The organism is Neobacillus pocheonensis, assembly GCF_050477905.1.
In the GTDB taxonomy this organism is placed as follows: domain Bacteria; phylum Bacillota; class Bacilli; order Bacillales; family Cytobacillaceae; genus Neobacillus; species Neobacillus pocheonensis_A.
In genome coordinates this window covers 82,771-101,447 of the sequence record NZ_JBCNAD010000041.1, presented here as the reverse complement: position 1 = coordinate 101,447, position 18,677 = coordinate 82,771, and the positions used below count along the sequence as shown (strand labels likewise).

Annotated in this window: 19 protein-coding genes and 1 pseudogene; 17 read left to right on the top strand and 3 right to left on the bottom strand. The window is 37.9% G+C overall.

All coding sequences use genetic code 11. The features are described from left to right. Nucleotides 1-358: 358 nt before the first annotated feature. The 5 genes from ABES02_RS22105 to ABES02_RS22085 all read left to right on the top strand — a co-directional run bounded on the left by ABES02_RS22105 (nucleotide 359) and on the right by ABES02_RS22085 (nucleotide 3,977). On the top strand, nucleotides 359-892 hold the full coding sequence (locus tag ABES02_RS22105) for a signal peptidase I (RefSeq protein ID WP_430139666.1): 534 nt from the start codon (nucleotides 359-361) through the stop codon (nucleotides 890-892). A gap of 101 nt (nucleotides 893-993) precedes the next feature. Then, nucleotides 994-1,698 (top strand): hypothetical protein, encoded by a 705-nt coding sequence (locus tag ABES02_RS22100; RefSeq protein WP_430139664.1) that lies wholly within the window; start codon nucleotides 994-996, stop codon nucleotides 1,696-1,698. A gap of 69 nt (nucleotides 1,699-1,767) precedes the next feature. Then, complete coding sequence (locus tag ABES02_RS22095; RefSeq protein WP_430139662.1) at nucleotides 1,768-2,454, top strand: hypothetical protein; 687 nt, start codon at nucleotides 1,768-1,770, stop codon at nucleotides 2,452-2,454. 306 nt (nucleotides 2,455-2,760) lie between these two features. Then, nucleotides 2,761-3,012 carry a DUF2535 family protein gene (locus ABES02_RS22090; RefSeq protein WP_430139660.1) on the top strand — a complete coding sequence of 84 codons (252 nt, stop codon included), beginning with the start codon at nucleotides 2,761-2,763 and terminating at the stop codon, nucleotides 3,010-3,012. 122 nt (nucleotides 3,013-3,134) lie between these two features. Then, nucleotides 3,135-3,977, top strand: coding sequence for a DegV family protein (locus ABES02_RS22085; RefSeq protein WP_430139658.1), 843 nt, complete (start codon nucleotides 3,135-3,137; stop codon nucleotides 3,975-3,977). A gap of 30 nt (nucleotides 3,978-4,007) precedes the next feature. On the opposite strand, the gene ABES02_RS22080 is transcribed toward ABES02_RS22085, so the two are convergent. Beyond that, complete coding sequence (locus tag ABES02_RS22080; RefSeq protein ID WP_430139656.1) at nucleotides 4,008-4,898, bottom strand: MBL fold metallo-hydrolase; 891 nt, start codon at nucleotides 4,896-4,898, stop codon at nucleotides 4,008-4,010. Between the two features lie 188 nt (nucleotides 4,899-5,086). Between ABES02_RS22080 and ABES02_RS22075 the strand changes: the two genes are divergently transcribed. The 7 genes from ABES02_RS22075 to ABES02_RS22045 all read left to right on the top strand — a co-directional run bounded on the left by ABES02_RS22075 (nucleotide 5,087) and on the right by ABES02_RS22045 (nucleotide 12,777). Continuing rightward, nucleotides 5,087-6,604: a spore germination protein gene (locus ABES02_RS22075; RefSeq protein WP_430139654.1), complete on the top strand. Its 1,518-nt coding sequence runs from the start codon at nucleotides 5,087-5,089 to the stop codon at nucleotides 6,602-6,604. A 12-nt stretch (nucleotides 6,605-6,616) separates the two neighbouring features. After that, a complete protein-coding gene (locus ABES02_RS22070; protein WP_430139652.1) occupies nucleotides 6,617-7,738 on the top strand; it encodes a GerAB/ArcD/ProY family transporter in 1,122 nt (373 codons plus the stop codon). Then, nucleotides 7,722-8,879 (top strand): Ger(x)C family spore germination protein, encoded by a 1,158-nt coding sequence (locus tag ABES02_RS22065; RefSeq protein ID WP_430139650.1) that lies wholly within the window; start codon nucleotides 7,722-7,724, stop codon nucleotides 8,877-8,879. Before ABES02_RS22070 ends, ABES02_RS22065 begins: the two co-directional genes overlap by 17 nt. 78 nt (nucleotides 8,880-8,957) lie before the next feature. Further along, complete coding sequence (locus ABES02_RS22060; protein ID WP_430139648.1) at nucleotides 8,958-9,536, top strand: SCO family protein; 579 nt, start codon at nucleotides 8,958-8,960, stop codon at nucleotides 9,534-9,536. 202 nt (nucleotides 9,537-9,738) lie between these two features. Continuing rightward, nucleotides 9,739-10,944 (top strand): RNA-guided endonuclease TnpB family protein, encoded by a 1,206-nt coding sequence (locus tag ABES02_RS22055; protein ID WP_430139646.1) that lies wholly within the window; start codon nucleotides 9,739-9,741, stop codon nucleotides 10,942-10,944. Between the two features lie 416 nt (nucleotides 10,945-11,360). Beyond that, on the top strand, nucleotides 11,361-12,191 hold the full coding sequence (locus ABES02_RS22050; RefSeq protein ID WP_430139644.1) for an SGNH/GDSL hydrolase family protein: 831 nt from the start codon (nucleotides 11,361-11,363) through the stop codon (nucleotides 12,189-12,191). A gap of 7 nt (nucleotides 12,192-12,198) precedes the next feature. Then, a complete protein-coding gene (locus ABES02_RS22045) occupies nucleotides 12,199-12,777 on the top strand; it encodes a YpmS family protein (RefSeq protein WP_430139643.1) in 579 nt (192 codons plus the stop codon). A gap of 25 nt (nucleotides 12,778-12,802) precedes the next feature. Here the strand turns inward: ABES02_RS22045 and ABES02_RS22040 are convergent, their stop codons facing one another. Then, nucleotides 12,803-13,546 (bottom strand): DUF4397 domain-containing protein, encoded by a 744-nt coding sequence (locus ABES02_RS22040; protein WP_430139641.1) that lies wholly within the window; start codon nucleotides 13,544-13,546, stop codon nucleotides 12,803-12,805. Nucleotides 13,547-13,880: 334 nt separating this feature from the next. Here ABES02_RS22040 and rsgA point away from each other — a divergent pair. The 3 genes and pseudogenes from rsgA to msrB all read left to right on the top strand — a co-directional run bounded on the left by rsgA (nucleotide 13,881) and on the right by msrB (nucleotide 16,107). After that, nucleotides 13,881-15,009: pseudogene (gene rsgA, locus ABES02_RS22035) on the top strand (ribosome small subunit-dependent GTPase A). Between the two features lie 173 nt (nucleotides 15,010-15,182). Then, nucleotides 15,183-15,677: a peptide-methionine (S)-S-oxide reductase MsrA gene (gene msrA / locus ABES02_RS22030; protein WP_430139761.1), complete on the top strand. Its 495-nt coding sequence runs from the start codon at nucleotides 15,183-15,185 to the stop codon at nucleotides 15,675-15,677. Continuing rightward, nucleotides 15,667-16,107 carry a peptide-methionine (R)-S-oxide reductase MsrB gene (msrB, locus tag ABES02_RS22025; RefSeq protein ID WP_430139639.1) on the top strand — a complete coding sequence of 147 codons (441 nt, stop codon included), beginning with the start codon at nucleotides 15,667-15,669 and terminating at the stop codon, nucleotides 16,105-16,107. Before msrA ends, msrB begins: the two co-directional genes overlap by 11 nt. 20 nt (nucleotides 16,108-16,127) lie before the next feature. On the opposite strand, the gene ABES02_RS22020 is transcribed toward msrB, so the two are convergent. Beyond that, nucleotides 16,128-16,727 (bottom strand): DUF502 domain-containing protein, encoded by a 600-nt coding sequence (locus tag ABES02_RS22020; RefSeq protein ID WP_430139637.1) that lies wholly within the window; start codon nucleotides 16,725-16,727, stop codon nucleotides 16,128-16,130. A 118-nt stretch (nucleotides 16,728-16,845) separates the two neighbouring features. On the opposite strand from ABES02_RS22020, the gene ABES02_RS22015 reads away from it, so the two are divergent. Beyond that, nucleotides 16,846-16,995: a YjcZ family sporulation protein gene (locus ABES02_RS22015; protein WP_430139635.1), complete on the top strand. Its 150-nt coding sequence runs from the start codon at nucleotides 16,846-16,848 to the stop codon at nucleotides 16,993-16,995. A 181-nt stretch (nucleotides 16,996-17,176) separates the two neighbouring features. Then, a complete protein-coding gene (locus ABES02_RS22010) occupies nucleotides 17,177-18,643 on the top strand; it encodes an NAD(P)/FAD-dependent oxidoreductase (protein ID WP_430139633.1) in 1,467 nt (488 codons plus the stop codon). The last annotated feature ends 34 nt before the right edge of the window (nucleotides 18,644-18,677 follow it).

Sequence of the window (18,677 nt, the reverse complement as noted above, 5' to 3'; positions counted from 1 at the left end):
GTGACGCTTACTTAAATACAATAAACATGGTCTATTTTTAAATGTATTAAAATTTCAACTAATATCACCATATAATCCTCTATTTAAATTAAACTTAATAAACTCTTCCTAAATATTGTGAAAATAGAATCTAAATTTATATCCAATTAGAAACACAAAGCTTTGAAAAATCGAGGAAAAGCGAGATAAAGAACAAAAATTGTTCTTTATCTCGCTTTTTTGCGTATTTTTGATATTTTAATTATTCACTATTTTACTCTATAATTTATTTGTAACGTTCGTTATATAGAACTTAATTAGGTAATAATGTTAATTATAGTGGTAAATGATAGAAACACCAAAATAAGGTCGTGATTATGTGAAGAAGGTAACAAAAACATTATCGTTCACAATTATTCTTTTAATATTATTATTTGCAATTCTATTTGGATATTTCTTTTTCCAATCAAAAGGCAACATCGATAAAACCCCAAGCATTTTTGGATATAAGCCCCTCACGATTCTATCAAACTCCATGCAGCCAACTTTTAATGCGGGCGACGTGGTATTAATTAATGTAAATAATGTTCCACAGATAAATGAAGTTGTTACATATAAACAACCAGACGGCAGGTTAATAACGCACAGAATAATAAAGAACTTAAATAAGAATGGCAAAACCTACTTCCAAACAAAAGGCGATAACAACAATACACCCGATGACGAATTAATCCCAACCTCAAGGATCATCGGAGTCGAAAAGTTCGTTATTCCGAAAGTTGGCTATATTGCACAATTTGTGTCAGGACCAATCGGTTTTTTCCTTTTTATAGTCCTACCCATATTACTTTTAGTGATTATCCAAATATTCAAATGGCTCGGCTTAATCGGTAGTAAGGAACAAAACATATAAATTTGTTCTGAAAAAGAGAGGAGTGAAGAGTGGAACGGAGGTTAATCTAGTAATTTCTTAATTTGCTCGGACTTTAAAAAAATAAAGGGAGAGGAAAACAAATGAAAAAATTGCAAAAGGTTTTACTAGGAACAGCCATTGCCGGAACTTTAGTCGCAGGAGCGGGAATCGGAACGTATTCATGGTTTAACGCAGAAAAAGAGGCAGTTGGAGCCATTGATAATGGAACTTTTTTTTTAGGTGAAATGGGGCAGCTATTCCAGCATGAAAAATTTGCTCCATCGCAAATCCTATTTAGTGATTTCAATACCGTTGAAAACACCGGTAATATGAATCAGCTTTTAAGAGCTACATACACTCACAAGGTTAATAGCGAAAACGTCAGCGTGAATAAGTATAAGGTTGGCTGGTTTGCCATGAAAATGAAAGAAAAGCCTAGCGGTGATGAAGTGAAAGCCATTCAAGAAAGATTAGGGGCCATCGTGAACGGAAATGCAGTGGCGACTAATAGTGCAAAAATAGGAAAAGCAACCTATGAAGTGGATCAAGGTGTGTACACTGAAAACGAAGCTCAAACATTAGCAAAGCAAGGAAAAGTAACAAGTAAAACCTTGACACTAGGTGATGGAACTAAGTTTTGGAGATTAAAAGAGGATGAACATATCTTAATCATGTTTGCAGTCAAGCTTAGTGAAAATGCTGGAAATCAATATCAAGGTGTAAAATATGATGCCTCATTTAAAGTAGAAGCCAAACAAACAGATGCCGGGGCCATGTATCAATCTGATATGAATGTGCCGAAATAAGCAGAGGAAAGGATTATAAAGGCAGTTGTTAATTTGCTGCTGCTGTCTTTATCCTTCATGGTGGAGAAAATGGAATCAAGGATGAAGAAATATAAACATATTCGTCAAAAACGATATCGTAGATTAATAGGAATGTTGAGTCTTGGCGGGGCATATATTTTCATTGCCTTCTTTCTGCAATCACTCCCCGTTTCTTATGCATGGTTCAATGCCAGCGCTAGTTCAACTGGTCAAATTGTAAATGCAACAACCGCTGATTTAATTGAAATAGTACCTCGTGAAATTGAATACGGGAAAAATGGAAAAGTAAGAACCAGTATTTCAATCAAAAATATCTCAGATGTAGCTATTCCATTGAGGGTGGAATTACTTTGGAACAACAAGATTCTAACTTCAACCTCAACAACTTTAAAACCTAACACTACTTTTTCAACCAATCAGGAACAAATCGATGCCGTCACCAATAAAGAACTTCAATATAGGATTATCGGATTTAATCAGTATATTGATGAGATGGTTTCGGTTCCGATCGATCAGGGTAAAGTAAATGCTTCGAAAGAAGTGGAAAATCCCCTAAAACGAACGATTACTAAATTTAAACCAAAAGCCGAAGAAGAACCTGCCAAAATCACAGATGATAATAAAGAAACACCACAAGAGGAACCACCTGATAATTCTACCAATTCAGTAGAATCAAACGAACAGCCTGTTAATCCTATCACTAATATCTTGGAAAAGTTCTTAAAAGGGCATTAAAACACTCTATTAAATGAAAAGGAGCGGCCAAAAATGTATAAAAAAAACTGCCGGAAATGCCGTAAGTCATCCTTCAGCAGTTGTGATACCGGAAAGTGGATCTGTCCGAATTGCCATCATGACCTCACCCAGGCTAAACTCCTAGATGCTGAAAAGCACCGAAAAAACCTTTCTCCCTTATACTTAATTAAAACCCACTGCCATTAAATTTCACAAATATTTTTTTCATCCAAGCATATTTAGACAGATTTCGAGAAATAAAAGATGTATAATATATTCAAACGGGTGAAAAAGAGGATTGATATTTTGTTATTCAAAAGCCTAGAGTTCAAAAATGTTGTTGGACAGAAGGTTAAAGTCATGGATATTCCTGTATTGGAGGAAGATAGCACTTTTAAATTTATGATCCAAGTCCGTTTACAGACGTTTATAACGTCAATCTACAAGGAGCGAAGCCCGAAAAAATGCTACTCCTTTAAAGACTATTTGAAAAAGGTTATGAAATGGCCTGATTATGAACAATTATTTAAAGTGGCAGAATTAAAGAATAATGCTTAATGTAAGGGGAGCACCGAGAGATCGGTGTTCTTTTTGTTTTTCCAAAAAATAAACGGGATTTTATTTCATTCAATACCCGGAACCTGTATAATACAAGGCAGTAATATTAGGGAAGTGAAAGAATGAGCAAGATTAAAATTGTTACCGATTCAACGCTTGACATGGCTAAAGATTGGGCAGAAGAATTAGGTATTATCGTTGTGCCGTTATCTGTAACGATAAATGGAGAAACCTATTTAGATCGGGTAGATTTAGATGCGGCTGAATTTATTGAAAATATGAGAAGTGCTAAAGAATTGCCAAAAAGCTCCCAACCCTCAGCTGGTTCCTTTTTAGAAGTGTTCGATCGTTTAGGAGAAGAAGGCTATGAAGTCCTGTCCATCCATATGACAGGAAAAATGAGCGGGACGGTGCGCTCAGCTGAAAGTGCGGCCCAAATGACGGAGACAAAAGTGACGGTGGTCGATTCGAAGTTTATTTCTAAAGCCCTTTCTTTTCAAGTTAAGGAAGCAGCCGAAATGGCTAAACAAGGAAAGAGTATGGAGGAAATCCTTGATCGTTTAGAAACCATTCGTGACCATTCGAAATTATATATAATGGTAGACACCCTCGAGAACTTGGTTAAAGGTGGCAGGATCGGGAAAGGGAAGGCCTTTATCGGCTCACTATTAAACATCAAGCCAATCGCTTCACTAGAGGGAGCTGAATATACACCCGTAACGAAGGTTCGCAGTCATTCGCAGGTCGTGAAATTTTTGGCCAAGCAGTTCGCTGAGGATATTAAAGGGAAAACCATTACAGGTGTAGGCATCGTTCATGCCGAAGCACACGAACTTGCAGCGAAATTAAAAGAAAATATCAGCGAAATAACTGGTTATCAAGATATTGAAATTGATTACACGGGTCCAACGGTTAGTACCCATACTGGACCAGGTGCTCTTGCATTAATGTATTATTGTGAATAAACAAAAGGGATGGCGCATGATGCACCATCCTTATTTTGTCTTTATGCTTTCTTTGGCTGCTTCAGGGACGGTTAAACCCAGTCTATGCAGGTGCTTGCGGATGCCGCTTCGTTCCCATGTTTTTAGGATGGTGTTTTCCAAGCTTTTTTTCGGGTAGAAAATGCCGATGCTTGTAAGTTCCTCAAATGACAGACCTTGTCGGACATACCGTTCAATCGTTTGATCGCGCCGATCAATGATTTCAAGAAATTTCTCCATGGCGATTAGAAAATCGTGCTTAGAAAAGATTCCTTTTTGGTGGCCGGTGATATAGGTTTCGGCATCAAGTGATAACAATCGTCTTCCAGAGTTAATAAAATCTTCAATATCCCCATCCGTTCCGTTATACCAAGGGCCAAAAGAGGTCATATCATAGTCTCCAGCAAATACAACACCTTGCTCAGGGAAGTAGGGGCATGAAAGCCCGCTAGTATGACCAGGTGTATGCAGAAAGTGTACTTTTACCTTACCAAAGCAATATTCCACCTCATAATCATAAGTTCCCGTTATTTCTCCAAAGCTATTAACCCATTCTTGTGGGATACTTTTTTTCCATTTCTCTACACCATGAGGACCCCATTCCTGATAGACGCCATTTGCTTTTGCAACACCTTCAACAGTACGTGATGTTTCAAATTCGATCGGATTTATCCATTTTGTTGTGTCTGCAAACAAATGGTTGAAGCGGGTATGGTCGGGATGGTAATGCGTATTGATAATAAGATCCAGCCCATAATCCTCATACATCTCTTTTAATAAATTCGGGTCTGCTCCGGTATCGATCAATAGCTTTTCGGAATCATTTATGAATAGACTTCGTGAATATGGGACTTTGCTGTTATTTGGACCTTCTAAGACGATGAGGGGACCAAATCGCTTCATGATTAACACCTCTCATATATGTAAAGTTCATCAATTGCAAAAACCTGAATGAATACTCATTCATTATACCATATCCACTTATTTATGGAATCATTCTAGCTTACTCACACCAATGTCCAGTTTTCTTTTGGGTAAAATTTGGTTTTTTGGTAAAAATAAAAAAAACAGACGGACTAAAGGTGTGGACTATGTTCAAATGGAGATTTGATAAGAAACAGTCTGAAGAGGCAAAATCACATAGTTTAAATGTCGATGAACTAAAAAAGCAATTAGAGGAAAAATTGGCATCATGTTCTGATATTAGTTTTCGAACCTTAAAAATAGATGGCAAAAAGATTTTAATAAGTTTTATAAGTAGTTTAATTGATAAATCAAGCCTTGATGAATATATCCTAAATTCTTTGCTAACCAATTTTAAAAAAAATATGACGGTTGAAGAAACCGCTCAAATTCTTCCAATTGCTCAATTATCTGCATCCAATCAACTACAAGAAATTGTTGAGTCCATTCTCGAGGGAAGTGTTTACATCTATGTGGATGGTGAACCTTGCGGGCTGCTGGCAAATGTAAGTAAAACTGCCGAAAGGTCCTTGGAAAAAGCAGAGACTGAAGCTCTGGTTTACGGACCAAAAATATCCTTCACGGAATCCTTGCCAATTAATATCAATATTTTACGAAGCAATGTGAAGGATGTGAATTTGTGCTTTGAAGATGTTGAAGTGGGAACGAGGGTTAAAGCAAGAATCAAGATTGTCTATATAAAGGATATTGCTGATCCAGCCAATGTGGAGACCTTCAGGCAGAGAATTTCTACTATTAAGGTTGACTATATTCCTGATACTACAGTTCTAGGCCAATTGATTGAAAACAATAGCTGGACTGTTTTTCCGCAGTTAATGACTACAGAACTGCCTGACCGAATTTCAGTTGGTCTATTAAGTGGCAAGGTAGCCGTCTTAATGGATCGCAGTCCTGCCGCCTTATATGGTCCATCTCCTTTTTTTACGTTTTTTGAATCAACAGAAGATATTTACATGCGCTGGAATATGGCCTTTTTCTTACGAATGTTGCGATTATCGGCTATTTTTTTGTCTGTGCTTTTGACTCCCGCATATGTGTCAGTCCTAACTTACCATTATGAAGTTATTCCATCACCATTGCTTGTCTCATTAGGTCAATCAAGGGCAAACGTGCCATTTCCGCCCGTTTTTGAGGCATTGCTCTTGGAATTTATTATTGAGATGTTAAGAGAGGCCGGAGCAAGGCTGCCAACTAAAGTAGGTCAGACGATGGGTATCGTAGGAGGTATCGTTATTGGACAGGCTGCCGTCGATGCAGGATTTACGAGTAATATATTAATTATTATTATTGCACTTAGTGCCCTTGGGTCGTTTACGACACCTAGTTATTTAATGGGCACTGCGATTCGAATCATCCGATTTCCTATCATTATCATGGCGGGATTTTGGGGAGGGATTGGCATTATGGTTGCTTTTTGTTTCTTTATCATTCATCTATTAAAACTAGACACATTGGGCCGGCCGTATCTTTCCCCTGCCTATCCGCTAAGAATAGCAGATTTGAGATACAGTATGTTCAGATACCCTCTTGAGTATCTTTCAAAAAGACCGGTAACAAATCAGCCAATTGATAATGATCACTTTTCTTCCCAAAAGGCAAAAGAAAAAAAGGATGTAGATGAATAGGGGCGGTACGAGATGAAAGTGAATTTACATCCAAGAAAAGGGCTTTTATTTAACGCCTATCTCCTTATGTTTTTTATTCATAAGGTCCAAACGGGTATTGGAATTGTGGGACTGCCGCGGATTGTCTATTTAGAGTCCAAACATGATGCCTGGATTTCTGTCTTTCTCGCAGGGGTATTTACAAGCATCGTAATTTTTGTGATGTTTTTAATGCTGAAACAATATGACAGTGCTGATTTGTATGGCATTCAAGTAGACGTATTTGGAAAATGGATTGGTAACCTTTTGAATATCGCATATATGGTTTATTTATCTGCCTGTTTTTTTACTATCTTTATGAATTATATCGAAATTGTCCAAGTCTGGATTTTTCCGAATTTACCAGCCTGGCAGCTTTCACTTGTGCTTATTGCTTTAGCTGTTTATGCCGTTCAAGGGGGAGTTCGAATTGTGGTCGGATTCGCTTTTCTCGGTGTAATCGGAACAGTTTGGCTTGGTACAATCCTTGTTGTACCAATGAAATACGCTGATACAACCCATATATTTCCTATTTTTAATGTTGATATCAAACACTTAGTTAAGGGTATTTACCGGTCCTCTCTTTCGATGATGGGATTTGAATTATTGATGTTTTTCTATCCCTTTGTCAAGGATAGAAAAAATATGCTTCTTTATGCACAAATCGGAAATTTATATACAACTTTTCTTTTTACTGTTGTTACACTTGTTTCGATCATGTTCTTTGCAGAGGATAGTTTGGCACGTACCATTTGGCCCGTATTATCAATGTTTAAAATTGTCCGCCTTCCAAATCTAGAGCGATTTGAATTTATTGCTGTTTCCTTTTGGATGTTAATTATTTTACCAAATATGGGTGCCTACCTTTGGGCGGCATCAAAGGGATTTAGCAGAGTCGTCAAGTGGAAACAGAAACATGGAATCTGGATTATTGGTGTGTTAGCGTGGGGTCTGGCTTTTTTTATTCATTCACGAATGCAAATGAATATGGTCACGGATTATGTAGCAAAAATGGGTTTTGTGCTTGCATTTTGTTATCCATTGCTGCTAACCGCCATTGTATTAGTGAAGAAAAGGCTTGTAAGGAGGAAAGAAGCCAATGCCCAAGGTCTGTAAACAAATTTCCTTTGTAAGTATTATTTTATGTATTCTTATTTCTTCTGGCTGTGTCGAGCAAAAACAGCTTGAAAAATTGGGCCTCGTTACAGCTGCAGGTTATGATTTGGAAAAAAAGAATGTGATAAGAGGTACTGTTGTCGTCCATCAGTTTGATCCAATGGAGCAGAATATCACAAAAATGATAACAGCCACCGCGAATACGAGTAAAGGTTTAAGACAAAGTCAGAATCTACAATCCAATCAAAAGCTCGTTACTGGCCAAATGCGTTGTGTCATTTACAGCAAGGAGCTGGCAAAGAAAGGCGTTATCCAGTTGGTTGACTCCCTTAATCGTGACTCAACCGTTGGAAATATGGTTTATCTAACAATCGCTGATGGCTCCTCAAAGGAAATCTTGAATTTAGACAAAACGAACACTAAAATCAGCCTTGGGACCTATATATATAACTTAATCAAACAAAATGTTGAAAGTGAGCAAATAATCTCCCCCACACTGCAGGAATTTAATCATAATTATTATGACATAGGCAAAGATCCAGTACTGCCTGTTTTAAAAGTGAAAAATGGTGATGTGATTATTTCAGCGTTGGGCCTTTTTAAGGACGACCGATATATTGCAGAACTTGGTCCTAAAAAACATTTTTATTTAAAAATTTTATCCGATAAATATAAGGCCGGAACCCATGAGCTGGGATTTAAACGCTCTGACTTTGAAAAGATTCGGATGAAAAAAGGAGAGCACTCCATTCGAAACGTTTACAACAAATTATTTATCGATGTTGATAATATTCACAGTCAGGCTAAACTTCGCTTACTAGACATGAAAAGGCTCAAATTTAAGGTGGAGGTGAAGCTTGATTCACGCTTGCTGGAATCAACTGAGCCGTTAGACGTTTCCAATCCTGCTTCTGTTAAATTTATTGAAAAAAAACTAAATCAAGCGATGGAAAAAGATATAATAGAACTAATGACCTATTTTCAGAAACTAGGAGTGGACCCGATTGGAGTCGGAAATGAATATAAAGCCCATTTACGCGGGGAAAATTTGACCAAAAAGAAATGGAGAGAACTATACAAGCGAGTTAGCTTTGATGTACAGGTAAAAAATACAATTGTTAAAACAGGCGTCATTGATTAAACGCCTTTTCCTTTCTTCTTTTTCTATTCTTTGTTAAACTATTCACGTAATGGAATAGAAAAGGTTGTAGGTGAAATTATGAAGCTTCGATTATCAATTGTCGTACTACTTATGTCAATGCTTTTCCTCTCAGCTTGTGGAAAAAAAGAAATCGAGGGTGCAGTCAATTGGCCAGTCAAAGATTTTTCTGCCACTAGTCATGACAATAAGCCTTTTAGTTTGAAGGATGTAAAGGGGAAAATTTGGGTTGCCGATTTTGTGTTTACGAATTGTGCAGATGTTTGTCCTCCAATGACTTCGAATATGACGAAATTGCAAAAAATGGTGAAAGACGAAGGTCTTAAAAATGTTGAATTCGTTTCTTTTAGTGTAGACCCAACGGTTGATACTCCTGAAAAGCTAACAAATTATGCAAAACAGTATGGAGCGGATTTTCATAACTGGACATTCTTAACCGGTTATGATCAAGCATTCATTGAAAACTATGCAAGAGATACGTTTAAAACCTTGGTGAAAAAACCACAAGAGGGTGACCAAGTCATTCATCAAACGTATTTTTACTTAGTTGGTCCAGATGGAAAAATCAAAAAATCTTATTCTGGATTTAAGGATGTTCCCTTTGATGAAATCATCGATAATATCAAAACATTAGAATAGATCTCTAAGGAGGTCTATTTTTTCTAGCAAAAGACTATCAAATAGCAACGTAAAACCCCTTGCTTTAGATAGGAGATATAAACTGAAGTATTGAGTTTTTTCAGGATAAAGTAAGTGTTCCCCCTATACTTTCTTTGAAACTCTCAGGTATAATGAAAATATAAATAGAACACTTGTTCTTTAGTTGAAGGAGGTGAATGAAATGTATAGTTCCTATAAAATACAAATTCATTCGGAACATGAATTGTTTGTTTTCTGCGATTCACTATGCTTTAAAGCAAAAAATCTTTACAACATTACCAACTACTATATTCGACAGGTGTACACAGCTCTAAAAAAAGAGACACGGAATGAAAATCAGCTACAGGTGTTAAAAAATCTTGAAATGCATTTACCTCAAATGAATGAAATTCGTCTTAGGAGCTTTGAAAAAGCTAGATCGAAACCTAAGAAAATGGACATAAAAGGCAATATAATTGAACCAAAGTTAAAATTATTTGAAATGCCTACTTTTGCGAAATCCTTCATACGATACGACTTTGTCGATGCCTTATTTAAAGTAATGAAACAAGTAGATTACACTTCTATGCCCTCTCAGTCCAATCAACAAACAATGAAAAAAGTATTTGATGATTGGAAAAGTTTTTTCGAAGCCTCTAAGAAATATAAAATCAATCCTGCAAACTTTTCCGGTAAACCAAAAATTCCAAAATATAAACCCAAAAATGGACGAACAACGTGCTATTTGACCAATCAAATTACTGAGATAAAAGAAGGCAATGTTCTTAAATTACCTGGAACCCCTCTTCAATTAAAATTAGGTAAGATCGCCCATTCAATAGGAAAACTACAACAAGTTCGAATCGTACCTTCCTATGGTCGTTATGTAGTCGAAGTCGTTTTCAAAGCTGAACAAGAAAAAGAAATAAAACGGACGGAAAACCAAACCAATGTATTGGTATTTGAACCAAACCGAGTAATGGGTATTGATTTGGGAGTTGATAACCTGGCAACTATTGTCGATAACACGGGGCTAAAGCCTCTTCTTATCAAGGGCACAGGGTTAAAATCGATCAATCAATACTACAATAAATTAAGAGCGCATTACTTTTGTATCATCCGAAATGGAAAAAATCCAAAAGAAGGAATCTTTACAACCCATCGGTTGAGTTCGTTGGATCGAAATAAAAATAATCGTGTCATGGATTTTTTGCATAAGGCAAGCGCAAAAGTCGTGGAAATAGCGATAGAAAGAAAAATCGACACTATCATCATAGGCCGAAATATCGGTTGGAAGATGGAGGTTGAAATGAAAAAGGCAAATAAGCAAACCTTCATCCAAATTCCATATACGACGCTTATTGAAATGATTCGATACAAGGCTGAAAAAGGGGATTCAAGTCATTGATCGAGAAGAAAGCTATACATCCAAGTCAAGTTTCTTGAATCATGACCCGATTCCAACTTATAGTGAAGTTCAGGAAACTACTTTTAGTGGGTATCGATGCAGTAGAGCTTTTTATAAAATCAAGGGATCTAAGACTCTCATCCATGCGGATGTAAATGGTGCCTTTAACATTGTACGAAAACATTTAGGGAATGCTTTTGAAGGAATGGAAGGAAAACAGTTCCTACAATCTCCACGGAAAATCATCATCATCCCAAACTCAAAAAAAAGTAAAGCTGAAGGCATTAGCCTGATGTATAAGCGGGACTAGTGGTAGCCCACGAAAAGACAATGCGGCTGTTAAGGCCTATTCTTTCGAAACCCCTAGATTTTGCTATGGGGATACTCATAATAACAATAATTTAGAAGGAAGGTGAATGAAAGTGAAAAAGATTTTCACCCCTTTAATTCTTTCGGTCTTATTTCTATCATCATGCTCTGGGTCTAATCAATGGACTTTCCATTCAGAGAAGAAAACAGCGGCCCAAGTCTTTGAGCCGGTTCCTGCCGATTTTCTGCCGCGGAAATTAACCGTATTATCAGCTGGAGATTCCTTAACACAAGGTATTGGCGATAGCACCAATCAAGGTGGTTACCTCCCTTATTTGGACACCTCGCTTGAAAAAGAAAAGGGAATCCAAGAAGTGGACTTTTATAATTATGGTGTTAAGGGTAACCGCACAACTCAATTATTAAAAAGACTTCAATCTCCGGAATTAAAGTCTGTATTACAGAAATCAGATGTGGTGATTCTGACGATTGGTGGAAATGACATTATGAAGGTGGTTAGGGACAATCTCTCAAATCTTCAACTTTCCGTTTTTACCAAGGAAAAAGAGTTGTATCGTAAGCATTTAACGCAAATTCTCGAGGCAATTGTAGGGGAAAATCCGAACACATCTATTGTGTTAGTTGGTTTATATAATCCCTTCTCTAAGTGGTTTCCTGATATTGAAGAAATGGATACGATCGTGTCTGATTGGAATGAAACTGGAAGAAGAGTTATTGCCAATTACCCCAATGCCTATTTTGTCTCCATTGAAGATGTATTTTTAAACACCAAGGAAAATCTATTGTATACTGATAATTTTCATCCAAATGACAAAGGATATGAATTGATTGCCGAAAGGTTGAACAATACCTTTGGAGATCAAGTCATTCCTGATCTTGAAAAGAAGCCATATATGGTTAGCACAGAGGAGAATTAGAGTTATTATGAAAAACAAATGGAAGATCGGGTTCCTCCTTTTGTTAGGAATCAACCTTGTGTTCGCAATTATCATCGTGTCATTGATCGTGATTCCGCCAGATGGTAATGAAAATGGAAAAGTAAAGACCCCGACAGAAGATTATGTTTCCTTTCATGTGAATTCAAATAAGGGTGACTTAAACAGGTTAATTAATCATTACTTGAAGGAAGAAGCCGCCGACTCCCCGATCGATTATCGAGTTCTCTTAGGGGATGAAGTGGAACTTTATGGAATACTGCCATTTTTTAGTGAAGAAATTAATTTGAAATTAACCTTTCAACCGAAGGCCTTAAAGAATGGTGACTTGGTTTTAAAGCAAAAAACAATGTCCATCGGCCGCTTAAATCTTCCTATCTCTTATGTACTCAACTTTATTCGTGAGAACTATAAACTACCTAATGGAGTAGATATCAGGCCAAATGAAAAACTCGTTTATGTCCACATGCAGAATTTGAAACTGAAGAGCGACCTCAAAATTCAAGTGAAAAAATTTAATTTGAAAAAGGATGATATCGCCTTTACGATATTAGTTCCAGTGAAATAGGTGCCTTGTCTAAGGGCACCTATTTTTAATCCTTTATAGAGATAAATTGAAATTCTGAATTATCTTTTGTTAAGCCTACAAAAATAATTGTATAGCTTTCATTTGCTTTAAACTGCATCTTTGGCATTGGTAATAGGACCGTTCTGCTTCCTGTTTCTCTCACTTCAAGGTCAACGGTCATCGGTGTTAAACCCAAGTATTCGGTTGCTTGTTTGTAGGAAACATTTGGGAATATGACGTCCCGATCCTTAACGGCAACATCAAAGGTCTCCGAATCAGGAGATAAATGAATAAAGCGAACTTTCGCCTCATTTGCCGGTACCTCTGGTTGATTTTCAAACTGGAGGAGACGCAATTTTTGTACAGAATCAATAACAGCCAGAGTATAGGATTTGCCAGGTTCAATGGTAATTTTCTTGTTTAGGATGCTGTCCACAGAATTGCCTGCTTGATAAATATCAATATGATACTTGCCCGCTTTTAAAGTATGTTCCGTACTAATGTTTTTAAATGGCAGCTCTCGAAACGTACGTTGACCATTAATATAAATATCAACATTAGGGGTATCATAGGAGGTGTGGACAAAGCGGACCTTTGCGTCTTCCTGTTGAGTACTCCTTATCATATACATGGCTTTCTTCATATATTTTAAGTGTTTTCCATAGTAATGGATATGAAGGTTAGGGTAGGTGTATTTATAAAATTGCGCCAACATATCATACAATAAGGCTCTTTGAAGATAGTCAGACTGTGATCGCATTTCAGACATACTAATCAACTCCTGCTAGGGATTACATGATAATTTATTCAAGCTTTCCCCCTCAGGTGCCTATCAACAATTTCACTATGTTGGATATTTTGTATTTTTTGTTTACAAATGGAACAATTAAACATATACTAAAAATAAATATGATGGAAAGTGGGTGAAGTGCAATGTTAATTGAAGCGATGAAAGAAATCCGTTATTTTAATATTGTTTGCACAGCCCAAATCCATTCCGTATAGGTGTTATTTGTCTTTAATTTCGTATGCGAATAAAACCATGGGCTGTGTGTGCCTATGGTTTTTTGTTTTGGAAAAAAATATTCGCTGGAGGAATAAAGATGAATTTAGGTACAATTGGTTTAACTGATAAAGTGAGAAATGATTTTGAACTTATAAAAATGAATGAAGACATCATTCTTGGTAGGGTGGCACTTGAGCACAAACATATGTACCGGGTATGGACGGAGCAGGGAGAATTGTAAGTGAAGTATCTGGTAAGTTTAGCTTTAATGCACAGATGCGCGAGGATTACCCTGCTGTAGGGGATTGGGTAACCTTGAAACCGAGATATGCAGAAAGTAAAGGAACGATATTAGCGGTAATGCCGCGCTATAGTAAGTTTTCAAGGAAATCAGCAGGAGACACAGCAGAGGAACAGATTGTTGCAGCTAACGTGGATACCGTTTTTCTCGTAAACTCCTTAAATGAGGATTTAAATTTAAGGAGAATAGAACGTTACCTACTATTAACATGGGAAAGTGGAGCAAATCCGGTGATCGTTTTAAGCAAAGCAGACCTTTGTTCAGATGTTCTTGAGAAAGTGGAGCAAATCCGGTGATCGTTTTAAGCAAAGCAGACCTTTGTTCAGATGTTCTTGAGAAAGTGGCTAAGGTTGAAGCGATTGCCTTCGGTGGGGTTCCAGTCATCCCAATTAGTGCTGAAGCAAATGAAGGGTTAAAAAGGCTCCAACCTTATTTGCAGCCTGGTAAAACGATTGCCTTGCTTGGCTCTTCAGGGGTAGGGAAATCGACCTTAACGAATCGATTATTAGGTGAAGAAAAGCAGTTGGTCCAAGAGATTCGATCAGATGATGATAAAGGAAGGCATACGACCACCCATCGAGAGCTAGTTCTATTGCCAAATGGGAGTGTCTTAATTGATACCCCGGGTATGAGGGAGCTACAGCTTTGGGAAAGTGCTGATGGGTTATCGGAAACTTTTTCAGAGATTGAAGAATTAGCGAGTGTTTGTAAATTTCGCGACTGTCAGCACAAGGATGAGCCTGGCTGTGCAGTAGTCCATGCTATACAGGAAGGTGTACTTTCGTCTGAGCGGCTTACAAGCTACAACAAGCTGCAAAAGGAACTAGCCTTTATTGAACGAAAATAAGATAAGCGAGCACAAGCAGAAGTAAGGAAACAATGGAAGAATATTAATAAGCAGATAAAGCAGCGAAATAAATACTAAGGAACTATAAGCCGAACCAGTAATAAACTGATTCGGCTCTTTTTTTGCTTTTAGTCAGGGAATTTTATTTTTGTACAATGATTCTGTATACTTTAACTAAAAGCGATCAAAGGGGTGGAAATGTGGAAACAAGCAAACAAGTAGCTACCTTTGCAGGGGGCTGTTTTTGGTGTATGGTGAAGCCGTTTGATGAGCAGCCCGGCATTATTAGTGTGATTTCTGGCTATACGGGGGGAACGTTAGAAAACCCGACCTATCAGCAGGTATGCAGTGATACAACTGGACATTACGAAGCGGTTCAAATCACCTTTGATCCAGTCGTTTTTCCATACGAAAAATTGCTCGAGCTATTTTGGCAGCAAATTGATCCGACTGATGCAGGCGGTCAATTTTATGACCGAGGTCAATCGTATCAGACTGCTATTTTCTACCATAATGAGCAGCAAAAAAGGTTGGCAGAGGAATCCAAACAAGGGCTACAGGAAAGCGGCCGCTTTACGAAACCAATTGTCACACCAATTCTGCCGGCAAAAACCTTCTATCCGGCCGAAGAGTATCACCAGCATTATTATAAGAAAAATCCAGCCCATTACGAACGATATCATATCGGCTCAGGACGGGCCGGATATATTCAAGAGCACTGGGGGAAACACTCACATGAAAAATAAAGATGTAGACCAATTGAAAAAAGAATTAACACCAATGCAGTTTGAAGTAACGCAGAATAATGGGACAGAGCCGCCATTTCGAAATGAATTTTGGAATGAAACGCGAGAAGGAATCTATGTAGATATTGTTTCGGGAAAGGCGCTTTTTAGCTCGCTTGATAAGTTCGATGCCGGCTGTGGCTGGCCGAGCTTCACCAAGCCGATTCAAGAGGACGAAGTGACTGAAAAGCAAGATTTTAGTCATTTTATGGTTCGCACAGAAGTAAGAAGCAAGTCAGCGGATTCCCATTTAGGCCACGTTTTTAATGACGGGCCGAACCCAACGGGCTTACGCTATTGCATTAATTCGGCTGCCCTTAAGTTTATTCCGAGGGATAGACTAGAAGAAGAAGGATACGGAGAATATTCGAAGCTATTTGAAGCAAAATAAAAGCCGCCATTGAGCGGCTTTTATTTTGCTTCTATTTTGGATTGCTTAGCTGAAGAGGTCATCCCGCCAGAGAGGACAAATTTCATCGCATCTTCCGCCTTTACTTCAATCACTTCTACTTGCTCCTTTGGAACTAAAAACGTAAACCCGGCTACTTGGAAAGTTTGCGGGATATAGACTGCTACATGGTATTTAAGCGGATCATAAAAGCTTTCCAGTTGTTCAGAAGTAATAAAGCCCACACTTTTCATCTCGGTCCCTGGAAGGGTGACAAGGGCAACCTTCGAAAAGGATTTTTTATCCCCAACAAACGATTGAACCGTATCTTTAATTACGGAATAAATCGTTTTAACAACAGGAATTTTGTCGAGCAGTCGATCAATTAATTTAATCATTTTCCCCGTTACATATTTGGTAGAAAGCCAGCCCAATAGGGTAATTAAAATAATGGTCGTTAGTAAGCCAATGCCCGGAATGTAATCATCCTTAAAAAATAGCTTCAGGGTGTTACCAAGCAGACTGTCTAAAAACATAAAGGTTTTATAAATGACATAGACCACTAGAATGATTGGCACAATTGTTAATATGCCATTAATAAAATTTTTCAAAATTGATTTCATTTCATCACCTGCAAATTTGTCATTGTATAAAATAATATAGGCGAATGCACAGACAGGTCAAGTACCTAATTCATAAAGTAACAATGAATAGAAACAATCCTGAAGGAGTGAAGTTTGCATGTATTATGGTCATGGATATGGATTTGGCGGCGGCTGCGGTTATCCCGGAGTAGGCTATGGTGGAGTAGGTTGTGGGTTTGGAGGATTTGCGTTAATCGTAGTCCTATTCATCCTATTAATTATTATCGGTGCTAGCTGGAGTTATTAAAAAGGAAAAGGGCTGACTCGGGGAGTCAGTCTTATTTTTATTTAAACATTCAGATTTATAGCCAAAACACGAACATTATATAAAAAATAAAATAAATAGTTCGTATTTTTTATTGACGTGCGGAATATTGTCTGATATATTTACCAATGTTGAGTAAAACGACTATGGAGGTAATTGGACAATGAATACGAGATATGATGTGATTGTAGTGGGTGCTGGCCCTGCAGGGATCTTTGCCTGCTATGAACTTACATTAAAAATGCCGAACGCAAAGGTTTTATTAGTTGATAAAGGACATGATATTTACCGGAGAAATTGTCCAATTTTACAAAAGAAAATTGAAAAGTGTCCTCCTGCTGCAGGGAAAAAGGATTTTGCCGGGTGTTTGCCTGCCTGTTCGATTACGAATGGGTTCGGTGGTGCTGGTGCCTATTCGGATGGGAAGTTTAATATTACGAGTGAATTTGGCGGCTGGATGACTGACTATTTATCAGATTCTCAAGTTGTGGATTTAATTCGTTATGTTGACGAAATTAACTTACAGCACGGGGCTACCGAGAGTATTACAGACCCGTTAACCGATGAAGTAAAAGATATCGAACGACGAGGATTTGCTGCAGGGTTAAAGCTGCTTCGTGCTCAAGTTCGCCACTTAGGTACGGAACAAAACCTAGAAATCTTAAAAAGTATTTTTGAATATTTAAAAGATAAGGTTGAAATGAAATTTAAAACGGAAGTGGAAGATTTAATCACGGAAAAAACACCTGATGGACATGTTGTAAAAGGGATAAAGCTCAAAGGGGATCAAAATATTTGCGCTGATAAGGTCATTATTACACCTGGGAGAGACGGTTCAAAGTGGCTTTCCGATATTTTGAAGACGCGCAGGCTGAAAATGATCAGTAACCAAGTGGATATCGGTGTCCGTGTGGAAACTTCCAATATTGTCATGCAGGAAATCAATGAGCATTTATATGAAGGAAAATTTATCTTTAATACCTCGGTCGGTACGAGAGTCCGAACATTTTGCAGCAACCCGTCTGGACATGTGGTGGTTGAAAACCATTCTGGCATCATGCTGGCGAATGGTCATGCCTACAAGGATCCAAAGCTTGGCAGCCCAAATACAAACTTTGCTCTGCTTGTCTCTCATACGTTTTCCGATCCGTTTGATAAGCCGAATGAATACGCTCATGAAATTTCCCGACTTGCGAACAGTTTGTCAAATGGCGGCCTGATTGTTCAAAAATATGGGGACATCTTAAAGGGAAGAAGATCGACTGAAAAGCGGATTAAAGAAGGCTTTTTGGAGCCGACTTTAAAAGAAGCGGTGCCGGGAGATTTAGGGTTAGTTCTTCCCTATAATACATTAAAAAGTTTAATTGAGATGACAGAGGCATTAAATCAGGTAACGCCAGGTCTTGCATCAGAGCATACATTGTTCTACGGAGTGGAAGCGAAATTCTATTCGGCCAGACCAAAATTAAACGAACGATTTGAAACAGAGATCAGCGGGCTGTATGTGGGTGGAGATGGGGCCGGAATCACTCGTGGTCTAGCCCAAGCGAGCGCATGCGGAGTCTGGATTGCTAGGGACATCATAGAAAAAACGGTAACTGAACGAAAACAAGAAACAGTAATGGCTTAACCCGTTTTTACGGGTTTTTATTTTTTTTCTGGAA